Below are 22,295 nucleotides of genomic sequence, written 5' to 3'. Positions count from 1 at the left end.
AACGGGTGCCACCGTCAACCGGGCGCCGGGGCTGAAGGGGCTCCTCGCCCGGGTCCGTGCCCGTCCGGGCGGGCGGCCGCGACGACCTGCCGGGACGGGCTGGAGCGGGGTGACCGTGCCCGCCCCCGTGGGTGCCCGCCCGGGGCCCGGGACGCCGGTGACCGGCAGGTGACGGGCGCGTGTCCGGCCGGGGGAGGAACGCGTCCTTCGTCACCGCAGGGCACCCGGAACAGGGCTTCACGGCTGGATCGGGGAGGAAACGTCCTGGTCAGCGGGGGTGGGAGTGTCCGTCGTCGGCGCGCCCGGCTCATCCCCAATACAGGGGTCACTCCTGGGATGGACGTCCCAGGATTGCCAGGATGGGGTCAAGATGGGGCCCCGACGTGCGCCGGTTCCCCAGATTCGGTGATCGTCGGCCGATGCCGTGCCGCCCCGCTCGGCATCCTGCGTGCCTCGCTGGATCTGGTCGCCCCATCAGTCACACTGACCACCACCGGCAGCACCGAGCACAGCCCCTGCCCCACCCCTGTCCGCCTCGTCCGCCCCCGAACACGGGTCTCCCAGCACCCGTGCCCCCGACCCCCACGGTCCGCGCCCGCCCGCCCCCGGCGCCGACCGTCGAGATGGAGTGACGTCACATGCTCGACGCAGAGGCCTCGGGTCCTCGAGTGGCAGTCGTGTCCGACCAGCGACTGGTCCAGGAGACCGTCGTCGTCGGGCTGAGGCACCACGGCGCGTTGGCCCGGCCCCTGGGCCTGCGGCCGCGCGGCACGCAGGAGAGCGTCCGCACCCAGCTGTCGAGCATGCGTGCCCAGGTGGGGGTCTGGATCGGCTCCCTGGCCGTGGACGACGTGCTCGCCGAGCTCATGTGGGTGCTGGAGCAGCAGCCCACCGTCCCGTGGCTGGTCTCGTCCTCCAACGATCCCGGTGCTGCCGCGCGCCCCCTGGCCGACCGCGGCGCCACGGTCGTCGTGGGTGCCTCGCTGGACCGCCTCGTCCACCTGCTCCGTGAGCTCGTCGGGCAGGACGGCGCCGAGTGGGACCCGGAGGGCGTCGCCCAGCGCGCCCGGCCGGGCTGGTACCTCCTGGACGAGCAGCGTCGCGACGCCGTGACCCGGTTGGCCGGCCTGACCTCACGCGAGCGCGACGTCCTCGACGCCCTCGTGGCCGGCGAGGACGCGCGCGCCATGGCCGACTCACTCGAGCTGGCCGAGCACACCGCCCGCACCATGCTCAAGCAGGTGCTGCGCAAGCTGGGCGTGACCGATCGCGTGAAGGCGGTGCTCCTGGTCGAGTCGCTGCGCGAGGACGCGCACCGGCTCACGGTGCCTCACCTGGGCGCGGACCACCCGACGCCGTAGGCCATCCCGACTGCGGCGACCTGCGAGGAGACCTCGAGCTTGCCGAGGATCGACTTGACCTGGGTGCGCACGGTCGCGGGGGAGAGCGTCTCGGCCGCGGCCACCTCGGTGACGGTCCGTCCGGCCATGAGGTGCCCGAGCACCACCCGTTCGCGGGGCGAGAGCAGCTGGAGCCGCTGGAGGGTCGCCAGCTCCTGCACCTGACGCCTTCGCGCGGCGCCGAGCAGGCGCTCGCGCTCGGCGACCTCCATCACCGGCACGCCCGCCATCACCCGGCGGACGACGCTCATGATCGAGGGCAGCGAGGAGGACTTGGGCAGCACGGTCCGCGCCCCGGCGGCCAGGCACTCGCCCCAGCGCAGCTCGTCGTGCTCACCGGTCACGACGATGACGTCGACGCCGGCCTGGACGAGCGGGCCGACCGCGGTCACGCCGTTGCCGACCGGGCCCAGGTCCAGGTCGAGCATGACCAGGCCGGGGCGTCGGCGCAGCACCTCGTCCACCAGGCCGCGCACCGAGGAGGCCTCGGCGGGCAGGACCCGGTTGACGGTGTGGCCTCGCAGCTGGAGCGCGAGCTCCAGCGCCTCGGCGAAGAGCTGGTGGTCCTCGACGAGGACGACGAGCTCAGCGTGCGGGGAGGCCATGGTGCGGCCCTCCTTCCGTGGTGCGGCTGCCGGGGGTCCGCGGGTGGGCGGTGGCGCGCTCCGGCTGCCTGGTGGACGGGTGGCCGACGGGGAACCCGTGGCCGCGGGGGCCCGTGGGGGCCGTGAGGACGACGGTGGGCGGGGTGGCCGTCCGGGCGGCGGAGGCCTCGAGGACGGCGGCCGGCAGGATCGTCGGCATGGGGGACGTCTCCGCGGCGACCGCACGCGGCCGCGTCGTGCGGGGTCGAGCGGGCGCGGGCGCCGGCCTCTCCGGGAAGCTGCCGGGCACCAGCGGGAGCACGAGCTCCCACGTCGTGCCGGTGTCGGTGGGCAGCAGGCGCAGGTCGCCCTGGTGACGCATGGCCAGCCACCGGGCGGAGGCGAGGCCGAGCCCCTGCCCGGGCGAGCCGGCGCGCTGGACGCCGGGCATGAAGACCGCCCGGCGCACGGCGGGCTCGACCCCCGGGCCGTCGTCGCTGACGCGCACGACCGCGACGTCGCCGACGCGGGTCGCCCGCACGTCGACCCGGGCTCCCGGAGCGTGCGCGGCCGCGTTGTCGAGCAGGACGCCGAGGATCTCGGCGACGTCGTCCGCCGGAGCGGCCAGCTCCAGGGAGGAGACGGCGGCGCTGACGTCCCGACCTCGGGCGCGGTGGCTGAGCAGCAGGTCGGCGAGGAGCCGGTCGAGCTCGGTCCGGGACGCCTGGTCGGAGGCCTCGGAGCCGCTGCGCTCGAGGCGGCGCTGCAGGCGCATGGCCTCCCTCGTGATGAGGACGGAGATCCGGTCCCGGGCCTCGGGCGCGATCTCGGGGTTCGACAGGAGTGCGGCCGCACCCGCCAGGCCGGCGGAGATGGACCGCACCTCGTGCAGGGCCAGCAGCTCCGGGGCGGCGTCGGGGTGCTCGACCCCCGGGCCGACAGCGGCCAGGGCGGCTGCGTCCAGCTCCTCGAGGTCGTCGGCCTCTGCGGCCTCGCGGTGGCGGCGCACCATCTGCGCGGCCAGCACCAGGGTGCCCAGGACCGCCACGTGCAGCGCCAGCGGGTCGAGCATCGTCAGCGACGAGCCGACCACGCTCCGGCGGTAGCAGAGCAGAGCGACGGCACCGACCAGGAAGGCGGAGGCGGAGCGTCGCGAGCGGGAGAGCAGTGCGCCGAGGAGGAGTCCGTCGACGGCCACGTCCAGGAGCAGCACCGGCGGGGGCGGCAGGGTCGTCAGCACGACCGGACCTCACCGCTGCGCCGTCGGCCGCGCGGGCCTGCCGGCGCTGCCTGCTGTGCGCCGTCCGGCCGGCGTACCGCGTCCCGCGGCCCCCCGGTCGACGGCGTCGGGTGGAGCCCCTCAGGGCGCACCTCGACCGTCATCTCGTCCCCCCACTTCCGGCCGGTCCCACGGCCGATCCATCCACGTGCGCGGTGCCTGTGCTGTCCCGTCCCGGCCCGCGCCGATCTCGTCCACGACGAGAACACTGAGCAAACTCCTGGTGAGGGTCACCTGACTACTATTTTCAGTCGCCGGTCCGGAACGGAATGGCGCACGCACGTCCACAGGATTCAGGTTCATCGGGAGCCCCTCCCCGGATGGCTGGACCACCCGAGGTGCGGGCCCCGATGGTGGTGCTCTCACGACCACCGAGAGCGTTTGCTGTCCGGACGATCCTGGCAGCAAAGCCGTCTGGCCTGCGCGAATGCCCGCTCGAGGGAAGGCTTTGGTCGGCTCTGGGAGTTCGCTGCCGGGGCGCCGCCGGCGCTGACCGCTTCCGGACACGGGCCGCTCACGGCCTCACGGCCCAGTCGGGCTACGAGTGTGGGGATCGGCCCAATTCTGTTCCAGTGGACACGCGTGACCTCTTGCCTCCCCGGTTCGGGATACCCGTCGTGGTACGGGGTCCCCGCCACCCGACCCGGTGGGCGAGACCGACGGCGGCCAGCTGTGAGGAGACGCCCAGCTTCGCGAGGACGGCCTTCACCTGGGTCCGCACGGTCGCGACCGAGAGCGTCTCGAGCGACGCGACCTCCGCCACCGTCCGCCCCGCCAGCAGGTGCGCGAGGACGACCCGCTCCCGCGGTGAGAGGGACTGGAGGCGGCGGTGCGTCTCCCCGTCGTCCGCGCGGCGGGCCCCTGCCGCGGCGAGCAGACGCGCCCGCTCCTCCCGCTCGTGCACGGGGCGTCCCTCGAGCGTGAGTCGCACCGCGCGCAGGACGTCGGGGAGCGCGACGCCCTTGTGCACCACTCCCCGGGCGCCCGCGGCCAGGCACTCGCCCCACCGGGCCCGGTCGTCGTCGCCGGTGACGACGAGCACCGCCGTGCCCGCCGCCGCGAGAGGGCGGATCGCACCCAGGCCGCTGCCCAGGGGGCCGAGGTCGAGGTCGAGGAGGACGAGGCCGGCGGACCGGTGGGTGACGGCCCGGACCAGCGCGTCCAGCGAGGCCAGCCGCCCCGGGTCCAGACGGTCGACCTGGTGGCCACGCAGGGACAGCGAGAGCTCGAGGGCCTCGGCGAAGACGCCGTGGTCGTCGATCACGACGATGGTGCGCTCAGGCATCGACGTCGACCTCCGACGAGGAGGGCGACGTCACCGCGGACGCCTCCGGGAGGGTCAGCTCCCAGCGGACGCCGGCCCGGCCGTTGCCCGCCAGGCGGAGGTCGCCGCCCCCGCTGCGGGCCAGCAACCGGGCCGCGGCCAGGCCGATGCCCGAGCCGCCCGTCGCCCGACCCCGGACGCCGGGGGAGAAGAGCCGGGGAGCCAGCGTCCTGGGCACCGGGGGACCGTCGTTGGCGACGGTGATCCGGAGCGTGGCCGCGTCCCGGGCGGTCAGGACGCCGACGCGGGCCCCCGGGGCGTGCCGGGCCGCGTTGTCCAGCAGGACCCCGACCATCTCGCTCAGCGCGTCGGTCGAGACCGCCGCCCGCGTCCCCACGGGCTGCCACGACACGTCCATGCCGCGCGCGCGGTGACTGGTGACGAGGGTGTCGAGGACGACGTCGACCTCGGCCTGGCAGCCGGGCGGCTCGTCGAGGGCGCGCCCGGACGAGTCGGGGAACCGGGTGCGGCGCTGGAGCCGCTGCGCCTCCGAGACGAGGAGCGCCGTGAGCCGGGGCTGCTCGGCCGCGGGGAGCCCCGGGTCGCGCAGGAGCTCGGCGACGCCGGCCAGCCCGGCCGAGATGGAGCGGAGCTCGTGCCAGGTCGCGGCCTCGGCGGCGGACGCGTCCGCGCGGGTGGCGCGCAGGCAGCGGCGGCGCCAGCAGGTCTCCCCGGCGGCCAGGAGGGCGCCGAGGGCGATGGTGAGGGCGGGGGCCAGGCCGGCGTGGTCGGGATCGGCCAGGGCCTGCGGCACGCGCAGCCACAGCGCGCCCAGGAGGAGCGCCAGCGAGAGCACACGTGTCCTGGTCGTCCGGGACAGCACGGCCGCGACCGCGGCCAGGCCGAGCGTCAGGTCCAGCGCGGGCGGGGGAACGGGCAGCACGGGGCCGGGCAGGGCCTGGCCGAGGGTCAGCCGGGTCATGCGGCGACCCGCCCGGTCCGGCCCCGAGCACCTCCCGGTCGGTGCGCTCTGTCAGGAAAAGAAGCAGGTCCCATGCGTGATCCCCCCATTGGATCGTCGATGTCGCCGGATCGCGCGCCTGCGCGCCGTCCAGCGTGTCCTGTCACTCCTGCCCGGGTCGTGGGTGACCGAAACGGACGCACACGGGGCCTGGGGACAGTTCCCGGGCGGTCGCCGACGGCGGGACAGTGGAGAACGCATGTTTACCGAGGAGAGAGCGGACGAGGCCCCGTCCCGGCGACTGCCGGGGCGGGGCCTCGCTCCTCACCACGACCGGTGGGACCAGGACCGGTCGGGATCGTGGGCCCGCGGTGCGCGGGCGCCGGCTCAGGAGCCGGAGTCGTCGCCGTCCGAGTCGAGGGTCAGCGTGGCCGTCCCCTCCGTGCCGTCGCGCTCGTAGGTGATCGTCACCTGGTCGCCCGGGCGGTAGGAGCGGATGGTCGCCACCAGCGAGTCGGCGCTCGTGATCTGCGTGTCGTCCACCTTCGTGATGACGTCCCCGGCCTTCAGCCCGGCCTCGCCGGCGGTGGAGCCGTCGTTGACGGACTGCACCTGGGCGCCGTCGACGCTGGAGGTGGAGTCCTGGACGTCGGAGACCGAGATGCCCAGCTTGGCGTGCGTCGGCGTCTCGCCCTTGATCATCTGCTGGATCACGGGCCAGACCTCGTCGATCGGGATCGCGAAGCCGAGGCCGATCGAGCCGCCCTCCTCGGTGGTGCCGTAGGCGGACGAGGAGGAGGCCGTCTGGATCGAGGCGTTGATGCCGACGACGTTGCCCTCGAGGTCGACGAGCGGGCCGCCGGAGTTGCCCGGGTTGATCGCCGCGTCGGTCTGGATGGCGGGGTAGACGGTGGCGTTGCCCTGGTCGTCCGAGCCCACGTCGACGGGTCGCTCCAGCGCGGAGACGATGCCGCTGGTGACGGTGGCGTCGAGGCCGTAGGGGGAGCCGACCGCGACCACGCCCTCGCCGACCTTGAGGTCGGAGGAGACGCCGATGTCCGCCGGGGTCAGGCCGGAGACACCCTCGGCCTTGACCACCGCGGTGTCGGTGAGCGGGTCGGTCCCGACGACGGTGGCCTGGGCGTGGCTGCCGTCGTTGAAGTCGATGGTGATGGTGCCGTTGTCGCCGGCGACCTCCACGACGTGGTTGTTCGTGAGGATCTCCCCGTCGGAGGACAGGATGATCCCGGAGCCCGAGCCGGACTCCGAGGAGCCCGTCACCTCGATCATCACGACGGAGGGCAGCACCTTCGAGGCCACCTGCTCGATCGTGGAGGAGTCCGTGTCGTCGCTCTGGACCACCTGGGAGGTGGAGGCGCTCCCGGCGGAGTCGTCGTCGTCCCCGAGCACGGACCAGGCGGCGGCACCGCCGAAGCCGGCCGCAGCACCGACCACGAGGGACGTCGCGACGACCGCGGCGGCGAACGGCACCCGCCGGCGCCGCGAGGGCGCGGGGGCGGTCGCGACGGCGGTCGGCGAGGCGGCCTCGCCGTAGGCGGTGGTGTGCGGGGCCGGCTGGTAGGTGGACGCGTCGTAGGGGGCCGCGCCGGTGGGCAGCTGCACCGTGGGCTCGGCGCCGCCCGTGGCGGGCGGGGCGTCCGTCGGCTGCGCGGGCTGGGAGGACGCGGGCTGGGAGGACGCGGGCTGCGCGGGCTGGGACGCCTGGAGCGGCTGCGTCTCGTCGCTCACGGGCCCCTGCTCCGGCGAGGAGTAGGGGTTGGAGTTCGGGTAGCGGGGGTAGCTCCGCTGGGCGTCGTCGTCCTGCGGGGGGTCCGGGGGGGTGCTGCTCATGCGGAGGATGGTGCCGGGCGTTGCTGTGACGAGGCTGAGACCCGGCGCAGATCTCGGCCGTCGACGTGTCCGAGGTCACGCGAGGCCGCGCGAGGGGCGCGGGAACGACCGTGCATTGCCGAACGTGCTGGTCCGGTGGTCGGGACGAAGGTCCCGCAGGCCCGGGCGGAGGGCCCGAGATGATCCGCTCGTCCACGGACCGGTAACAACTTGTGCACCCGGCAGACAGGCGGGCCCGGACTGTGACAGGTTCTCCTCAGGAGGCCCCTGTCCTGGGAGGACGCCGGGGGCCGAGGGGCACGAGTACGAGGGACGCGTACAGCACATGGGACACACCTACGAGGGCGCCGCGCTGCCGCGGCGCTCCACCCGCGGCCGCATCGCCGCGCTCACCGGACTGGTCGTCGCCGCGGCCGTCGCGATCTCCCCGGCCCTGGTCGGGTCCGCGGACGCGACGGGGAACGCGAGCCTGACCGCCGCGTCCTGCACGGACGTCGACCAGCTGCTCGGTGACGCCACCGGCTGGACCGAGTTCGTCGAGGGCAGCTCCTACCGGACCGCCGAGTCCGAGGGCAGCGTCGCGGTCGGCGGGACGCTGAGCGGCTCGGCGATGGACGTGGGCGCCGGGCTGACCGGAGTCAAGAAGAGCGACGCCGTGCTGTCCGTCGACACCCTGGCCTCCGGCACCACCGTCAACGTCCAGGGCGGTTCCGCCTGGGTCGGCGACAAGCAGGGCACCGTCAACTTCAACGGCAGCGCCTCGACCAAGGGCAGCCTGCTCACCGACGCTCCCGTCGACGTCGCCACCTCCTTCAACTACCTGCGCACCCTGTCCTCCGCGCTCGACGGCCTCGACGTCACGGGCACGACGCAGCGGGTGTCCGTCGACAACGGCGCCAAGTACCGCCTCGTCCTCACCGGCACCGGCAGCGACTACAACGTCTTCGACGTGACGGCCGCCCAGCTCGCGGGCCTGCAGAACGGCTCCATCGACGTGGACGTGCCGAAGGGCTCGACCGCGATCATCAACCTGCCCAGCGGCGACGTCACGCTCGGCACCACGAGCACCGAGTTCCGCGTCGGCACGAACGGCTCCTTCAGCCAGGCCTCCGACGCCCTCAAGGGCAGCGACTACGCGGGCATCCTGTGGAACGCCGCGGACACCACCTCGCTCACCATCTCGGGCGGCAGCGCGTTCCTGGGCACGGTCCTCGCGCCGGACGCCGCGGTCTCGGTCACCAGCGCCGGCCACACGATCGGCCAGATGATCGCGAAGTCGTTCACCTCGCAGCGCGAGACGCACGTCAACACGTTCCCGGCCACGGTCTGCCTGCCCGACGTCATCGGTGCCGATACCGCGGACTCGGTCTGCGACGGGCTCAGCTCCGGCAAGATCGACACCACGGGCGAGCCGCTCACGGTCACCGTGGACGCGCCGGCCGGCAAGGTCATCGACTACTACTGCGTCAAGGCCGGCTCCATCAAGCAGGGCCTGGGCCCGCGGACGGTCTACGAGGCCGAGCCGTACCCCACGAGCATCACGTTCTCCTACCCGGTGATCATGAAGAACGGCGGCCTGCGGGCGATCTCGCACTACGCCGTCCACTGGATCGACGCGCCCACCACGGGCTCCGGCAGCGCGTCCTCCACGGCCGCCACCTCCAGCAGCGCCGCCACCTCGAGCAGCGCGGCGACCTCGAGCAGCGCGGCGACCTCGAGCAGTGCGGCCACGTCGAGCAGTGCGGCCACGTCCAGCAGCGCCGCCACGTCGAGCAGCGCCGCCACGTCGAGCAGCGCGGCCACGTCGAGCAGCGCCGCCACGTCGAGCAGCGCCGCGACCTCGAGCAGCGCGGCGACCTCGAGCAGCGCCGCGACCTCGAGCAGCGCCGCGACGTCGAGCAGCGCGGCCACGACGTCCACGAGCACCTCGACCCCGGGCCCGGACACGGGTGGCATCCCGCCGAACCCGAACCCGCGCTCGGACATCACGGTGAACAAGACCGTCTCCGACGCCTCGCCGAAGGGCGGGGACGTCATCAGCTACTCCTTCACCGTGAGCAACCTGGGCTCGCGCGCCGCGACCGACGTGGTCCTCACCGACCCGCTGCCCGACGGCGTCACCCCGAACGGCGTGAGCTACCCGGGCTGCTCCCTCGCCTCCCGCGTCCTCACCTGCGACCTCGGGGACGTCGCCGCGGGCGACAGCCTCGTCGTCGGCCCGGTCTCCGTGACCGTGGACCCGACCGCCGGCGCCGGCACCTCGCCCAACCCGCAGGCCTACCACTGGCTGACCCCCTACAAGGTGGAGCAGCAGGTCGACCTTGAGGCGGGGGAGACCCGCTCCGTCAGCGTGGCCTGCACCGACGGCGGCATCCTGTCCGACGGCAACGTCCGGGTCGACCACGTCGACCAGGGCACCGGCACGGAGACCGACGTCAAGACGCTGTGGTCCGCCGCGAGCGACACCCACACCTACAAGGCGATCATCCGCAACGACGCCACCGGCCGGGCGCAGACCAAGGTCTTCATCGCCTGCCTGCCCGCCCAGACCGCGGAGGCCGACAGCCAGACCGGTCACGGCAACGGCCACGTCCACGACCTCGAGGTCGACTCGACCCCGGCCACCTCCACCGCCACGGTGGACGCCGGGCGCACGACCCTCACTGCCACGTGCACCACCGGCACCACGCCGGTGGCGCCGGGCTGGAACACCTCGGGCGGCGTCGCCACGCTGGTCGCCTCCGAGGCCACCGGGGCGCGCGGCTGGTCCTGGACGTTCGACGTGCCGTCCGCCTCGACCATCACGGTCTCGGCCAACTGCCTGCACACGACCACCAGCGCGGTCCAGGGGCACACCCACGACCTGGTGTTCAGCACGGTCACCCGGACGGTCACGGTGCCGGCCGGCTCGAGCGTGGAGGAGCAGGTCATCTGCGCGGACGACGCCAAGGGCGTCCTCGCCTCCTGGAACCTCGGTGACGGGCTGGTCTCGCTCGGCAACGACCCGCGGATCAAGACGCGGGCCTTCCAGCTGCGCAACACCTCCGACACGGCGGCCACGGGCACGCTGACGCTCTACTGCCTGGGCGACCGCACCTCCGTGGAGTCGGTCGGCACCTCCAGCCCCGTCAGCATCGACAACACCGCCCGCGTGGACTCCACCTCCGAGGACGCCGACCCGGCGAACAACGCCTCGACGGTGACCCTCACGGTCCGCCCGGGCACCGCCACGGTGGCCGTGCCGCGCACGGCGGCCGTCACGGCCCGCACCGTGTCGGTCCGGGTCCTGTCCTCCGTGATGGGCACGAGCACCGTCACGGTGCGCGCGTCGGGCCGCACGCTGGCGCGGGGGACCACGACCCTCACGCCCTCGGGCACGAAGAAGGTGACGCTGAAGCTCACCGCGGCCGGCCGGAAGGCGGTCCGCACGGGCAGCCGCAAGGCCACCGTCGTGGTGGACCCGAAGCGCGGCCCGGCGGTGAGCACCGCGGTGCGGCTGCGCGGCTGAGGAAGCACCAGCAGCGAGGACGGGCCCCGTCCTCCCCGGCCCGTTCAGGGCGGTGGGAGGATGGGGCCCGTGCGCTTCACCGAGAACGAGATGACCCGGGCCATGGAGGGCGCCGCGAAGAGCGTCCTGGCCGGCCAGCGCGAGGTGCGCAAGGGCGGCCGCGACGTCGAGGACGTCTGGCACGACCTCGGCCGCTTCGGGCGCTACCAGCTGCTCGCGGGCCTGGCCGACCAGGTGCTGCCCGTGCTGACCGCGCTCCCGGACGTCGAGGTGGAGCCGGGCACGCGGCCGACCTTCACCGAGGAGCAGGTGCGCGCGGCCGTCGAGGAGGGCCTGGACGGCGTGGGCCGGCTCCAGCGCGGCCTGGTGCTCAAGGCGCGCATCGCGCTCGTGGAGGCGGCCCTGGCGGCCGTCCCGCCGCGGATCGACCCCGACGGGCTGCTCACCGAGGACAGCATCGGCGAGATCGAGATCCCGGACGACCTTTCCGGGCTCTGAGGCGCCTCATGCCGGCGGGCGCCTCACACCGGCAGGCCCTCACACCGGGAGGCCCAGCGCCCCGAGCCGCTCGCGCAGGGACCCCGCGTCGGTGAAGACCACGCCCACCATCCCGGCGGCCTCGGCGGCGCGGACGTTGTCCGCCCGGTCGTCCACGAACACCAGCTCGTCGGCGCGCAGGCCGGTGCGGGCGACCGTGAGCGCGTAGATCCTCGGGTCGGGCTTGGCGAGGCCCACGTCCCCGGAGACGACCACGTCGCGCAGCAGCGCGACGGCCTCGTGCCGCGGCGCGTGCGGGTGGTACAGCTCGCTGCTCCAGTTCGTGAGGCCCCACTGGCCGACCCCGGCCGCGTGCAGCGCCCGGACCAGGGCGGTGGTGCCGGGCACCTCGCCGCGCAGCGAGGCGGCGAAGTGGCGACGGTAGGCACGGCCGGCGTCCGCCCACTCGGGGTGCTCGGCGGCGAGCCGGGCCTCGTTGGCGTCCCAGTCGAGGCCGGCGTCCGCCGCGTGGTTCCAGGCGTGGAAGTCGACGGCGGCGAGGAAGGCCCGCGCCCGCTCCTCGCCGACCCCGGCGGCGATGGCCGCGAGGGGGTCCCAGTCCACCAGGACGTTCCCGAGGTCCCAGACGACGCCCCGGACGGCGGCAGGACCGGCCGAGGAGCCTGCCGAGGGGCCGGGGGGAGGGGAGACGCTCATGCGGCCATCCTCCCCGAGCACCGTGCCCGGGAACGCCACCGGCCCCGGACGACGAGGTCGTCCGGGGCCGGTGGGTGCGTCCGGCAGGAGGCGGGGATCAGGCCCAGCGCTCGGAGGCCGGGGTGAACTGCAGCGTCCGGTCGCCGGTGTAGATCTGCTTCGGGCGCGCGATCTTCTGCTCCTTGTCGGTCACCAGCTCGCTCCACTGGGCCAGCCAGCCCGGGGTGCGGCCGATGGCGAAGAGGACGGTGAACATCTCCGGCGGGAACTGGAAGGCCTCGTAGATCAGGCCCGAGTAGAAGTCCACGTTCGGGTAGAGGCGGCGCTTGACGAAGTACTCGTCCTCGAGCGCGATCTTCTCGAGCTCCTGGGCGATCTCGAGGAGCGGGTTGACCCCGGTGACCTCGAAGACGTCGTCGCAGGCCTTCTTGATGATGGTGGCGCGCGGGTCGTAGTTCTTGTACACGCGGTGGCCGAAGCCCATGAGGCGCTCGTTGCCCGACTTCACGCCCTCGATGAAGGCGGGGATCTCGGACTTGTTGCCGATGCGCTTGAGCATCCGCAGCACGGCCTCGTTGGCGCCACCGTGGAGCGGGCCGTAGAGGGCGCCGATGCCGGCGGCCACGGCGGAGTACGGGTCGACCTGCGAGGAGCCGACGGAGCGGACCGCGTTGGTCGAGCAGTTCTGCTCGTGGTCGGCGTGCAGGATGAACAGCGTGTCCAGGGCCTTGACCAGGCGCGGGTCGGCGTCGAACTTGCTCTCGCTCATCTTGAAGAGCATGGAGAGGAAGTTGCCGGTGTAGGACAGGTCGTTGTCCGGGTAGACGTACGGCTTGCCCTGGGCGTGGCGGAAGGACCAGGCGCCCAGCGTCGGCATCTTGGCGATCATCCGGACGATCTGGATGTGCCGGTTCTGCTCGTCGCTGATGTCGCGCGACTCGGGGTAGAACGTCGACAGGGCCCCCACCGACGCCATGAGCATCCCCATGGGGTGCGCGTCGTAGCGGAAGCCCTGCATGAACGACTTCACGTTCTCGTGCACGAACGTGTGGTAGGTGATCTCGTGCACCCAGGCGTCGTGCTGCTCCTTGGTCGGCAGGTGGCCGTGGACCAGCAGGTACGCGACCTCCAGGAACGAGGAGTGCTCGGCCAGCTGCTCGATCGGGTAGCCCCGGTACTCGAGGATGCCCTTGTCACCGTCGATGTAGGTGACGGCGCTGCGGCACGAGGCGGTGTTGACGAAACCGGGGTCGTACACGGCCAGACCGGGCGCTTCGTCGGAGGCCTTGATCTTCCCGAGATCGGCGGCGCGGATGGTGCCGTCCGTGATCGGGACGTCGTACTCCTGCCCGGTGCGGTTGTCTCGGACGGTCAGAGATTCGGTCACGTTGCGGGACTGTATCCCCCGCCACGTACGCACCGGTAGCGGGTGTCCCACGTCGCGGGCGCCGGAACCGCTGCTCACGGCCTCACGGCCTCGCGCGCGCTCGCGCAGTCACGAGGGGCTCGAGGACGCCGGCCGGGGCCCCGCGGCCGGGGGAGCGCCGCGCCGCGCCAGACTGGACCGGCGTGGGTCGCGCACGCCGTCGTCCCCGTTTGGACGTGCGGCGGGCCGCTGCGTAGTCTTGCTGGTCGCGACTTCTGCCGCGCCCCGACCTCCCCGGTCGGAGTGCAGATCCGGACGTGAGCCGGGCGCCCCTCGGGCGCCGACAGGTGCGATCCGGGCCGTGTTCGTCAGACGTCGTGGAAGCACCACCCGGTTGGGGACACCCCGCCGGGCCGAACGAACGAGAGAGTAGGACAGCCGTGCGCACCTACAGCCCCAAGCCCGGCGACATCACGCGTGAGTGGTACGTCATCGACGCTGCCGACATCCGCCTGGGTCGCCTCGCCGTCACCGCGGCGAACCTGATCCGCGGCAAGCACAAGCCGCAGTTCGCCCCGCACGTCGACGCCGGTGACTTCGTCATCGTCATCAACGCCGAGAAGGTCTCCCTCTCGGGCGACAAGGCCCGCACCAAGATGGCCTACCGCCACTCCGGCTACCCGGGCGGTCTGTCCGCCACGCCGATCGGCGAGGTCCTGGACACCGACGCCCGCAAGGCGATCGAGAAGGCCGTCTGGGGCATGCTCCCCAAGAACAAGCTGGGTCGGCAGATGCTGAAGAAGCTGAAGGTCTACTCGGGCCCGAACCACCCGCACCAGGCCCAGCAGGCCACGCCCTACGAGATCCGCCAGATCTCCCAGTAACTTCTCGACCGAGCTGACAAGGAACGAAGAACATGGCTGACAACGCCACCGAGGTCGAGGAGACCTACACCACCGACGAGCAGGGCGTCGCCTACAGCTCGGAGTCCGCTCCGTCCGCTGACGCCGAGGCCCGTCCGGCCACCATCGCCCCCGCCGCGGCCGTCGGTCGCCGCAAGGAGGCCGTGGCCCGCGTCCGCATCGTGCCGGGCACCGGCGTGTGGACCATCAACGGTCGCACCCTCGACAACTACTTCCCGAACAAGCTGCACCAGCAGGTCGTGAACGAGCCGTTCGCCACCACGCAGCTCGAGGGCCGCTTCGACGTCATCGCCCGCATCCACGGCGGCGGCGTGACCGGTCAGGCCGGCGCCCTGCGCCTCGGCGTGGCCCGTGCGCTCAACGCGGTCGACGTCGAGGCCAACCGCCCCACGCTCAAGAAGGCCGGGCTGCTCACGCGTGACGCCCGCGTCATCGAGCGCAAGAAGGCTGGTCTGAAGAAGGCGCGCAAGGCGCCGCAGTTCTCCAAGCGCTGATCCCGGTTCGTCTTGGGACGACTCTTCGGGACCGACGGGGTCCGGGGCCTGGCCAACGGTGCGCTCACCGCTGACCTGGCCCTGCACCTCGGTGAGGCCGCTGCCCATGTCCTGGTCGACGAAGTCGGCCAGGCCGGGCGGCGGCCTCTCGCCGTGGTGGGCCGCGACACCCGCATCTCCGGGCAGTTCCTGGAGCACGCGGTGGTCGCGGGCCTCGCCTCGGCCGGCGTGGACGTGCTACGGCTCCGGGTGGTCCCCACCCCCGGTGTCGCCTACCTGACGGGGCTGCTGGACGCCGACCTGGGTGTCGTCATCAGCGCCTCCCACAACCCCATGCCCGACAACGGCATCAAGCTGCTGGCGCGCGGTGGGGTCAAGCTGGACGACGCGGTCGAGCGCGCCATCGAGGCGGCCATGGGCGGCGAGCGCTCGCTGCCCACGGGCGGCGGCGTCGGCCGCGTGACCCCGTACGCCAGCACGATCGACGACTACGCCGACCACCTCCTCGCGACGCTGCCCGGCTCGCGGCCGCTGGAGGGGCTGACCGTCGTCCTCGACTGTGCCCACGGTGCCGCCCACGAGGTCGGCCCCCGGGTGCTGGCCGCCGCGGGCGCGCGGGTGATCCCGATCGGGGACCGCCCCGACGGGCTCAACATCAACGACGGCTGCGGCTCCACGCACCTCGGCCCGCTGCGGCAGGCGGTGCTCGAGCACGGGGCCGACGTCGGCATCGCCGTGGACGGGGACGCCGACCGGTGCCTCGCCGTGGACCACACCGGCACCGTCGTCGACGGCGACCAGATCCTCGCGATCCTCGCCCTCGGCCTGCACGAGGCCGGGCGGCTGGCGGACGAGACGCTCGTCGTCACCGTGATGAGCAACCTCGGCCTGCACCTGGCCATGAAGGACGCCGGCATCCGGGTCGTCCAGACGGCGGTGGGGGACCGCTACGTCCTGGAGGCGATGAAGGCGGGTGCCTACTCCCTGGGTGGGGAGCAGTCCGGCCACGTCATCCTCTCCGACCACGCCACCACCGGCGACGGGCTGCTCACGGCGCTGCACCTGCTGCAGCGGGTGAAGGCCACCGGCCGCTCGCTGCGCAGCCTGGCCTCCGTGGTCACCCGGCTGCCGCAGGTGCTGGTCAACGTCGCCGGCGTCGACCGCACGCGGTGCGACGACGACGCGCTCCTGGCCGCCGTGGCGGTCGAGGAGGCCAAGCTCGGCGAGACCGGTCGGGTGCTGCTGCGCCCGTCGGGCACCGAGCCGGTCGTGCGGGTCATGGTCGAGGCGCCCGAGCAGGTCCAGGCCCAGGAGGTCGCGGACCGGCTGGCGGACGTCGTCCGGGAGCGCCTGGCGCTCTGACGCGCCACCGCAGCACCTTCTCGAGGCCGGTCCCGCTCCCGCGGGGCCGGCCTCGTGCGTCCTGCCCCCCTCGGCGCCGGCGCCGGTGCCGGGGTCGGCTCAGACCTTGCGCAGGCGCACGTAGCGCACCGAGTGGTCGCGGTCCTTGCGGAGCACCAGCGTCGCCCGCGAGCGCGTGGGCAGGACGTTGTCGACGAGGTTCGGGCCGTTGATGGCGTCCCAGATCCGCTCGGCCTCCGCCACGGCCTCGTCGTGCGTGAGGGCCGCGTACTTGCGGAAGTAGCTGCTGGGATCGCGGAACGCGGTGCGGCGGAGCTTGAGGAAGCGCTCGGTGTACCAGTCGCGGATGTGGCTGGTGTGCGCGTCGACGTAGACGGAGAAGTCGAAGAAGTCGCTCACCGCGAGCCCGGCGCGGCCGTCCTCGCGGTTGCGCGCCGGCTGGAGGACGTTGAGGCCCTCGACGATGACGATGTCGGGACGGCGGACCACGACCCGCTCGTCGGGCACCACGTCGTAGACGAGGTGGGAGTAGACGGGCGCGGTGACCTCGTCCTTGCCCGACTTGATGTCCACGACGAAGCGGAGCAGCGCCCGGCGGTCGTAGGACTCCGGGAAGCCCTTGCGCTGGAGCAGGCCGCGCCGCTCCAGCTCGGCGTTGGGGTAGAGGAAGCCGTCCGTGGTCACCAGCGCGACGTGGGGGTGCTGCGGCCAGTGGGCCAGCATCTGCTGGAGCACGCGGGCGGTGGTGGACTTGCCCACGGCCACCGAGCCGGCGACGCCGATGACGAACGGCGTGCGCGGGGGAGTGCGCTGGTGGAGGAACTGCTCCTGGTCGCGGTGCAGCCGGCCCGCGGACTCCACGTACATGCTGAGCAGGCGGGAGAGCGGCAGGTAGACCTCGCGCACCTCGTCGATGTCGAGGCTCTCGCCGAGGCCGCGGAGGCTGTTGACCTCGGCCTCGGTCAGCGGGCTCTCCGTCTCCTTGGCCAGGGCCGCCCAGGCCGAGCGGTCGAGCTCGAGGTACGGCGAGGTCTCGCGCGGGCCCTCGGGGTGGACGGCGGGGAACCACCCGGTGGGCGGGGCCGGCGCGGCGTCCACGGACCGCTGCGGCTGCGAAGACATGGGCAGGATTCTTGCAGCCCGGTCCGGCTCGCGTGCCCGGACCCGGTGCACCCGAGGGGGTGAACGTCTAGGGCCGGGTCCCCTCGACCACCGTCCGGCGCAGGTCAGGGCCCGTCCGGCGCCCGCGCGACGCCCCGGCGGTCCGCGGCGACGAGGTTCCGGGCGCTGATCCGCCTAGACTCTCCAGCCATGTGCGGGATCGTCGGGTACGTGGGTGGGCGCTCGGCGCAGGACGTCGTGATCGACGGGCTGCGCCGGCTGGAGTACCGCGGCTACGACTCGGCCGGTGTCGCCCTCGTGCACGAGGGCTCGGTCGAGGGGCGGAAGAAGGCGGGCAAGCTCGCCAACCTGGAGAAGGCCATCTCCGAGGACCCGCTGCCGGTCTCCACGATCGGCCTCGGACACACCCGCTGGGCCACCCACGGCGCGCCCAACGACGTCAACGCGCACCCTCACCGCGGCTACGGCGGCCGGGTGGCCGTCGTGCACAACGGCATCATCGAGAACTTCGACGACCTGCGCGCCCGCCTCGAGGAGGAGGGCCACCAGATGGTGTCGGAGACCGACACCGAGATCGTCGCCCACCTGCTGGAGCTCCAGGTGGACTCCGGCGAGGACCTGACGACCGCGATGCAGCGCGTCTGCCGCCGGCTCGAGGGCGCCTTCACCCTGGTGGCCATCGACGGGCAGGACCCCGACCGCGTCGTCGCCGCCCGCCGCAACTCCCCGCTGGTGGTCGGCCTGGGCGAGGGCGAGAACTTCCTCGGCTCCGACGTCGCCGCCTTCATCGAGTTCACCCGCGAGGCCCTCGAGCTGGGGCAGGACCAGGTCGTCACCATCACCCGCGAGGGCGTCCAGGTGAGCACCTTCGACGGCCGCCCCGCCGAGGGCCGGGCCTACCACGTGGACTGGGACCTCTCGGCCGCCGAGAAGGACGGCCACGACTGGTTCATGCGCAAGGAGATCTTCGAGCAGCCGCGGGCCGTCGCCGACTCCCTGCTCGGCCGTCGCACCCGCTCGGGGGCCCTCCAGCTCGACGAGATGCGCCTCTCCGACCAGGAGCTGCGCGACATCGACAAGATCATCATCATCGCGGCCGGCACCTCGTTCTACGCGGGCCTGGTGGCCAAGTACGCGATCGAGCACTGGTGCCGCGTCCCGGTGGAGGTCGAGCTCAGCTCGGAGTTCCGCTACCGCGACCCGATCCTCGACTACTCCACCCTCGTCGTGGCGATCAGCCAGTCCGGCGAGACCGCCGACACCCTCCAGGCCATCCGGCACGCGCGCACCCAGCGCAGCAAGGTGCTGGCCATCTGCAACACCAACGGCTCGACCATCCCGCGGGAGTCCGACGCCGTCATCTACACCCACGCCGGCCCGGAGATCGGCGTCGCCTCGACCAAGGGCTTCCTCACCCAGCTCGTGGCCTGCTACCTGCTCGCGCTCTACCTGGCCCAGGTCAAGGGGACGCGGTACGGCGACGAGATCACCCAGGTGCTGGGCCAGCTCGAGGCCATGCCCGACCACATCAGCGAGGTGCTGGCGAAGGCCGACCAGGTCTACGACCTCGCCCGCGAGCACGTCGGCTCCCGCTCCGTCCTCTTCCTCGGGCGCCACGCCGGCTACCCGGTGGCCCTGGAGGGGGCGCTCAAGCTCAAGGAGCTGGCCTACCTGCACGCCGAGGGCTTCGCCGCCGGCGAGCTCAAGCACGGCCCGATCGCGCTCGTCGAGCAGGGCCTCCCGGTGCTCTGCGTCGTGCCCCCGCGCGGCCGCGACCAGCTGCACGACAAGATGATCAGCGGCATCCAGGAGGTGCGCGCCCGCGGGGCGCGGACGATCTGCCTGGCCGAGGAGGGCGACACCTCGATCGAGCCCTACGCGGACGTCCTCCTCACCCTGCCGCGGGTGCCGGTGCTCCTGCAGCCGCTCGTGGCGGTCGTGCCGCTCCAGCTCTTCGCGTGCGAGCTCGCCACCGCCATGGGCCACGACGTCGACCAGCCGCGCAACCTGGCCAAGTCGGTCACGGTCGAGTAGCGGTGGCCGTCCTCGGCGTCGGCATCGACGTCTGCGACATCGACCGCTTCTCCGCGACGCTGAACCGCACGCCGGGCCTGCTCACCCGCGTGTTCACGCCGGGGGAGCGGGACCGGACCGTCGCCTCGCTCGCCGCGCGGTTCGCCGCCAAGGAGGCGCTCGCGAAGGCGCTCGGCGCCCCCGCCGGGCTGTCGTGGCAGGACTGCGAGATCGTGAGCGAGGCCTCCGGCCGCCCGCGCTTCGAGGCGCGCGGCAGCGTCGCGCAGGCGCTGGCGGACCTCGGCGTCGCCTCCGTGCACGTCTCGCTCTCCCACGACGCCGGCGTCGCGTCCGCCATGGTGGTGCTGGAGGGCTGAGCGCCCCTCGTCCGGTCCAGGTCGTGTGCCTGGATCAGCCCTCAGAGGCTCGTCCAGGCACACGACCTCGCCGCGGAACACCCAGTCGCACCAGGTCAGCCACGATCTCGTGCGGCTCGTGCCGGACCTCGTGCGCGGTGCAGCTGATCACGAGCGTCTCGGCCGAGGTGAGACGGCGAGCGCGGCGCTTGTCGGCCGCCCACTGCGCGGCCTCCCGGTGAGCCGACCCGTCCACCTCCAGGACGAGCACCCGGCCGTCGGGAAGGCGCCACTCGCAGTCGGTCCAGCGCTGGCGCCCGTCGGCGTCCTGGCGACGGGTCTGCTGCCTGGGCGGGGCGAGCCCGGCCTCCCGGCACAGCCGGACGACGTCGCGCTCGAGCCGGGAGTGCGCCCCGGTGGCGACCTCGTCCACCGCGGCGCGGAAGAGTCGGGCTCGCCGCAGGGGCTGCAGCGACTCGACCCACGCGGCCAGTCGATCCGGTGTGGTGAGGCGCTGCTGGACGACCGCAGCGACCAGCCCGTCGGCTGCCCGCGGTGTGCCGTGGTACCCGGCGTGCAGCAGCGTGGCGGGCTCGACGCGGGCGAGCGGTCGGCTCGTGGTGGCGCGCAGGGACGCGAAGGGCCGGCGCGTCCGGAAGAAGGAGATCCCCGGGACCGGCTCGAACGCCAAGCGGCCGTCCACCCAGACCGTGACCTCGTCCCGCTCCCAGCCGATCAGTCCGTGGCAGGACAGCGCCGTGAGCCCACCCAGCAGGCTCCGCGGGCCGGCGTGCAACGTCCCGAGCCACTCGCGCTGCACGCGGTCCAGTCGGCCGGTCCCCAGGAGGACGACCCGAGGGGTCGGTGAGCTCCAGCGATCGGCCCGCAGGTGCTGCGCCACATGGGCACCGCTGACGCCGTGCTCGAGCAGCTGGCGCCGCGCCAGCAGCCCCTCCTGTGCGTCCGCGAGCATGCCCAGGGAGGAACGTCGCTCGGGGTCCAGGGGTAGGCGGCGGAGCTGATCGGTCGTCATGCCCGTTCTCTTCCCGCTCGATGCCCCGGCCGGTCGGTCGTCCACAGGCCTCTGGTCCAGCAGGAGGTCGTGTACCTGAATCGGCCGCCAGGAGTCCTTTCAGGTACACGACCCACTCCTAGGCTGGCGGCATGCGCAGCGCCCACACCGTCGAGCAGGTCCGTGCCGCCGAGGCCGAGAGGATGGCCGCGCTGCCGGACGGCGCGCTCATGGCCGCGGCGGCGCACGGCCTCGCCCGTGCCGTGAGCGCGTTCCTGGGTGGCACGTACGGGCGCCGGGTCACGCTCCTGGTCGGCAGCGGGGACAACGGCGGGGACGCGCTGCACGCCGGCGCGATGCTCGCCCGCGGGGGCGCCGCCGTCGAGGCCTGGCTCCTCTCCGCGCGTCCGCACGCCGCCGGGCTGGCCGCGCTGCGGCGGGCCGGGGGGCGCGTCGTGGGCTCGGGGGAGGTGCCGGCCGACCTCCCGGCGCACCGGCGGCCCGATGTCGTGGTCGACGGCGTCGTGGGCATCGGCGGCCGTCCGGGGCTCCGGGACGACGCGCAGGCGGCCCTGGCGGTGCTCGCCGGCGTCCCGGTGGTGGCCGTGGACGTGCCCAGCGGCGTCGAGGTCGACACGGGCAGGACGCCGGGCCCGCACGTCCGGGCGGACCTCACCGTCACCTTCGGCACCCTCAAGCCCGCCCACCTGCTCGACCCGGCGTCCGCGGCCTGCGGCGCCGTCGAGCTCGTCGACCTGGGGCTGGCCCTGCCACCGGCGCCGGTCGAGGCGCTCGGGGCGGCCGACGTCGCCGGGCTGCTCCCCGTGCCGGGCGGCAGCGACCACAAGTACACGCGCGGGGTGGTGGGCGTCCGGGCGGGCTCCGCGCAGTACCCCGGCGCGGGCCTGCTCAGCGTGGCCGGCGCCGCCTGCGGCCTGGCCGGCATGGTCCGCTACGTCGGGGACGCCGAGGTGGCCGACCGGGTCCGCGAGGCGCACCCCGAGGTCGTCGGCGACGGGCGCGTGCAGGCGTGGGTGGTCGGCTCCGGCGGCGGGTCCGGGGCGGGTGAGGAGCTCGCGGCCGCGCTGGCCGACGGCGTCCCCGTGCTCGTGGACGCCGACGCGCTGACCCACCTGCGCGGCGCCGACCGCTCGGCCGGGTCACCGCTGGTGCTCACCCCGCACGCGGGGGAGGCCGCGGCGCTGCTGGACGTGCCGCGGGCCGACGTCGAGGCGGCGATGCTCGAGCACGCCCGCCGGGCCGCGGCCGAGCTCGACGCCGTCGTCCTGCTCAAGGGCCGGCGCACGGTGGTGGCCGAGCCGCGGGGCCGGGTCCGCGTCAACACCACGGGCACCCCGTGGCTGGGCACTGCGGGCGCCGGCGACGTCCTCGGCGGGCTGGTCGGTGCGCTGCTGGCGGCGGGCCTCGAGCCGTTCGACGCGGCCTCGGTCGGGGCCTGGCTGCACGGCGCCGCGGCGGTGCTGGCGTCCGCCGGCGGGCCGCTCGTGGCGGGGCAGGTGGCCGCGGCGCTGCCCGCGGCCGTCCGGGGTGCGCTGGGCAGAGACCTCCCCTGAGGTCCCGGGCCGCCCCTGGCCAGGCCGCCCGG

Annotated in this window: 18 protein-coding genes; 9 read left to right on the top strand and 9 right to left on the bottom strand. The window is 73.8% G+C overall.

What is annotated here, in order from left to right:
• Positions 1 to 677 precede the first annotated feature (677 nt).
• Positions 678 to 1,361: a LuxR C-terminal-related transcriptional regulator gene (locus tag E8D37_RS11785; RefSeq protein WP_136569953.1), complete on the top strand. Its 684-nt coding sequence runs from the start codon at positions 678 to 680 to the stop codon at positions 1,359 to 1,361.
• Here the strand turns inward: E8D37_RS11785 and E8D37_RS11780 are convergent.
• The 5 genes from E8D37_RS11780 to E8D37_RS11760 all read right to left on the bottom strand — a co-directional run bounded on the left by E8D37_RS11780 (position 1,331) and on the right by E8D37_RS11760 (position 7,339).
• A complete protein-coding gene (locus tag E8D37_RS11780) occupies positions 1,331 to 2,005 on the bottom strand; it encodes a response regulator transcription factor (protein ID WP_136569952.1) in 675 nt (224 codons plus the stop codon). The two genes, E8D37_RS11785 and E8D37_RS11780, sit on opposite strands and share 31 nt — an antisense overlap.
• Positions 1,986 to 3,224, bottom strand: coding sequence for an ATP-binding protein (locus tag E8D37_RS11775; RefSeq protein WP_136569951.1), 1,239 nt, complete (start codon positions 3,222 to 3,224; stop codon positions 1,986 to 1,988). Before E8D37_RS11775 ends, E8D37_RS11780 begins: the two co-directional genes overlap by 20 nt.
• 577 nt (positions 3,225 to 3,801) lie before the next feature.
• Positions 3,802 to 4,548: a response regulator gene (locus E8D37_RS11770; RefSeq protein WP_136569950.1), complete on the bottom strand. Its 747-nt coding sequence runs from the start codon at positions 4,546 to 4,548 to the stop codon at positions 3,802 to 3,804.
• Positions 4,541 to 5,509 (bottom strand): HAMP domain-containing sensor histidine kinase, encoded by a 969-nt coding sequence (locus tag E8D37_RS20565; protein WP_136569949.1) that lies wholly within the window; start codon positions 5,507 to 5,509, stop codon positions 4,541 to 4,543. The genes E8D37_RS11770 and E8D37_RS20565 overlap by 8 nt, the downstream gene beginning before the upstream one ends.
• A 366-nt stretch (positions 5,510 to 5,875) precedes the next feature.
• Positions 5,876 to 7,339 carry a trypsin-like peptidase domain-containing protein gene (locus tag E8D37_RS11760; RefSeq protein WP_136569948.1) on the bottom strand — a complete coding sequence of 488 codons (1,464 nt, stop codon included), beginning with the start codon at positions 7,337 to 7,339 and terminating at the stop codon, positions 5,876 to 5,878.
• 325 nt (positions 7,340 to 7,664) lie between these two features.
• Between E8D37_RS11760 and E8D37_RS11755 the strand changes: the two genes are divergently transcribed.
• Positions 7,665 to 10,847, top strand: coding sequence for a collagen-binding domain-containing protein (locus E8D37_RS11755; RefSeq protein WP_168929730.1), 3,183 nt, complete (start codon positions 7,665 to 7,667; stop codon positions 10,845 to 10,847).
• A 60-nt stretch (positions 10,848 to 10,907) separates the two neighbouring features.
• Positions 10,908 to 11,345, top strand: coding sequence for a hypothetical protein (locus tag E8D37_RS11750; protein WP_136569946.1), 438 nt, complete (start codon positions 10,908 to 10,910; stop codon positions 11,343 to 11,345).
• 39 nt (positions 11,346 to 11,384) lie between these two features.
• On the opposite strand, the gene E8D37_RS11745 is transcribed toward E8D37_RS11750, so the two are convergent.
• Positions 11,385 to 12,041 (bottom strand): HAD family phosphatase, encoded by a 657-nt coding sequence (locus E8D37_RS11745; RefSeq protein ID WP_136569945.1) that lies wholly within the window; start codon positions 12,039 to 12,041, stop codon positions 11,385 to 11,387.
• Between the two features lie 97 nt (positions 12,042 to 12,138).
• Positions 12,139 to 13,428 (bottom strand): citrate synthase, encoded by a 1,290-nt coding sequence (locus E8D37_RS11740; RefSeq protein WP_136569944.1) that lies wholly within the window; start codon positions 13,426 to 13,428, stop codon positions 12,139 to 12,141.
• A gap of 419 nt (positions 13,429 to 13,847) precedes the next feature.
• Between E8D37_RS11740 and rplM the strand changes: the two genes are divergently transcribed.
• Genes rplM through glmM form a run of 3 tightly spaced genes read left to right on the top strand, consistent with a single transcriptional unit; the run spans position 13,848 to position 16,186 of the window.
• Positions 13,848 to 14,291, top strand: coding sequence for a 50S ribosomal protein L13 (rplM, locus tag E8D37_RS11735; protein WP_136569943.1), 444 nt, complete (start codon positions 13,848 to 13,850; stop codon positions 14,289 to 14,291).
• 32 nt (positions 14,292 to 14,323) lie between these two features.
• Positions 14,324 to 14,824, top strand: coding sequence for a 30S ribosomal protein S9 (gene rpsI / locus E8D37_RS11730; RefSeq protein ID WP_136569942.1), 501 nt, complete (start codon positions 14,324 to 14,326; stop codon positions 14,822 to 14,824).
• A 12-nt stretch (positions 14,825 to 14,836) separates the two neighbouring features.
• Positions 14,837 to 16,186 carry a phosphoglucosamine mutase gene (glmM, locus tag E8D37_RS11725; RefSeq protein WP_136569941.1) on the top strand — a complete coding sequence of 450 codons (1,350 nt, stop codon included), beginning with the start codon at positions 14,837 to 14,839 and terminating at the stop codon, positions 16,184 to 16,186.
• Between the two features lie 99 nt (positions 16,187 to 16,285).
• Here glmM and coaA read toward each other — a convergent pair whose 3' ends face one another.
• Positions 16,286 to 17,308 (bottom strand): type I pantothenate kinase, encoded by a 1,023-nt coding sequence (gene coaA / locus E8D37_RS11720; protein ID WP_136569940.1) that lies wholly within the window; start codon positions 17,306 to 17,308, stop codon positions 16,286 to 16,288.
• Positions 17,309 to 17,497: 189 nt separating this feature from the next.
• On the opposite strand from coaA, the gene glmS reads away from it, so the two are divergent.
• Positions 17,498 to 19,342 (top strand): glutamine--fructose-6-phosphate transaminase (isomerizing), encoded by a 1,845-nt coding sequence (gene glmS, locus E8D37_RS11715; protein ID WP_136569939.1) that lies wholly within the window; start codon positions 17,498 to 17,500, stop codon positions 19,340 to 19,342.
• Positions 19,343 to 19,344: 2 nt separating this feature from the next.
• Positions 19,345 to 19,698: a holo-ACP synthase gene (locus E8D37_RS11710; RefSeq protein ID WP_136569938.1), complete on the top strand. Its 354-nt coding sequence runs from the start codon at positions 19,345 to 19,347 to the stop codon at positions 19,696 to 19,698.
• Positions 19,699 to 19,732: 34 nt separating this feature from the next.
• Here the strand turns inward: E8D37_RS11710 and E8D37_RS11705 are convergent, their stop codons facing one another.
• A complete protein-coding gene (locus tag E8D37_RS11705) occupies positions 19,733 to 20,710 on the bottom strand; it encodes a hypothetical protein (RefSeq protein ID WP_136569937.1) in 978 nt (325 codons plus the stop codon).
• A gap of 131 nt (positions 20,711 to 20,841) precedes the next feature.
• On the opposite strand from E8D37_RS11705, the gene E8D37_RS11700 reads away from it, so the two are divergent.
• On the top strand, positions 20,842 to 22,263 hold the full coding sequence (locus E8D37_RS11700; RefSeq protein WP_136569936.1) for an NAD(P)H-hydrate dehydratase: 1,422 nt from the start codon (positions 20,842 to 20,844) through the stop codon (positions 22,261 to 22,263).
• Positions 22,264 to 22,295 lie beyond the last annotated feature (32 nt).

It is taken from the genome of Nocardioides sp. GY 10127 (genome assembly GCF_004919085.1).
Classification (GTDB): domain Bacteria; phylum Actinomycetota; class Actinomycetes; order Propionibacteriales; family Nocardioidaceae; genus Nocardioides.
The sequence above is the reverse complement of the archived record's forward strand: the minus strand, read 5'-3'. Positions and strand labels throughout refer to the sequence as shown.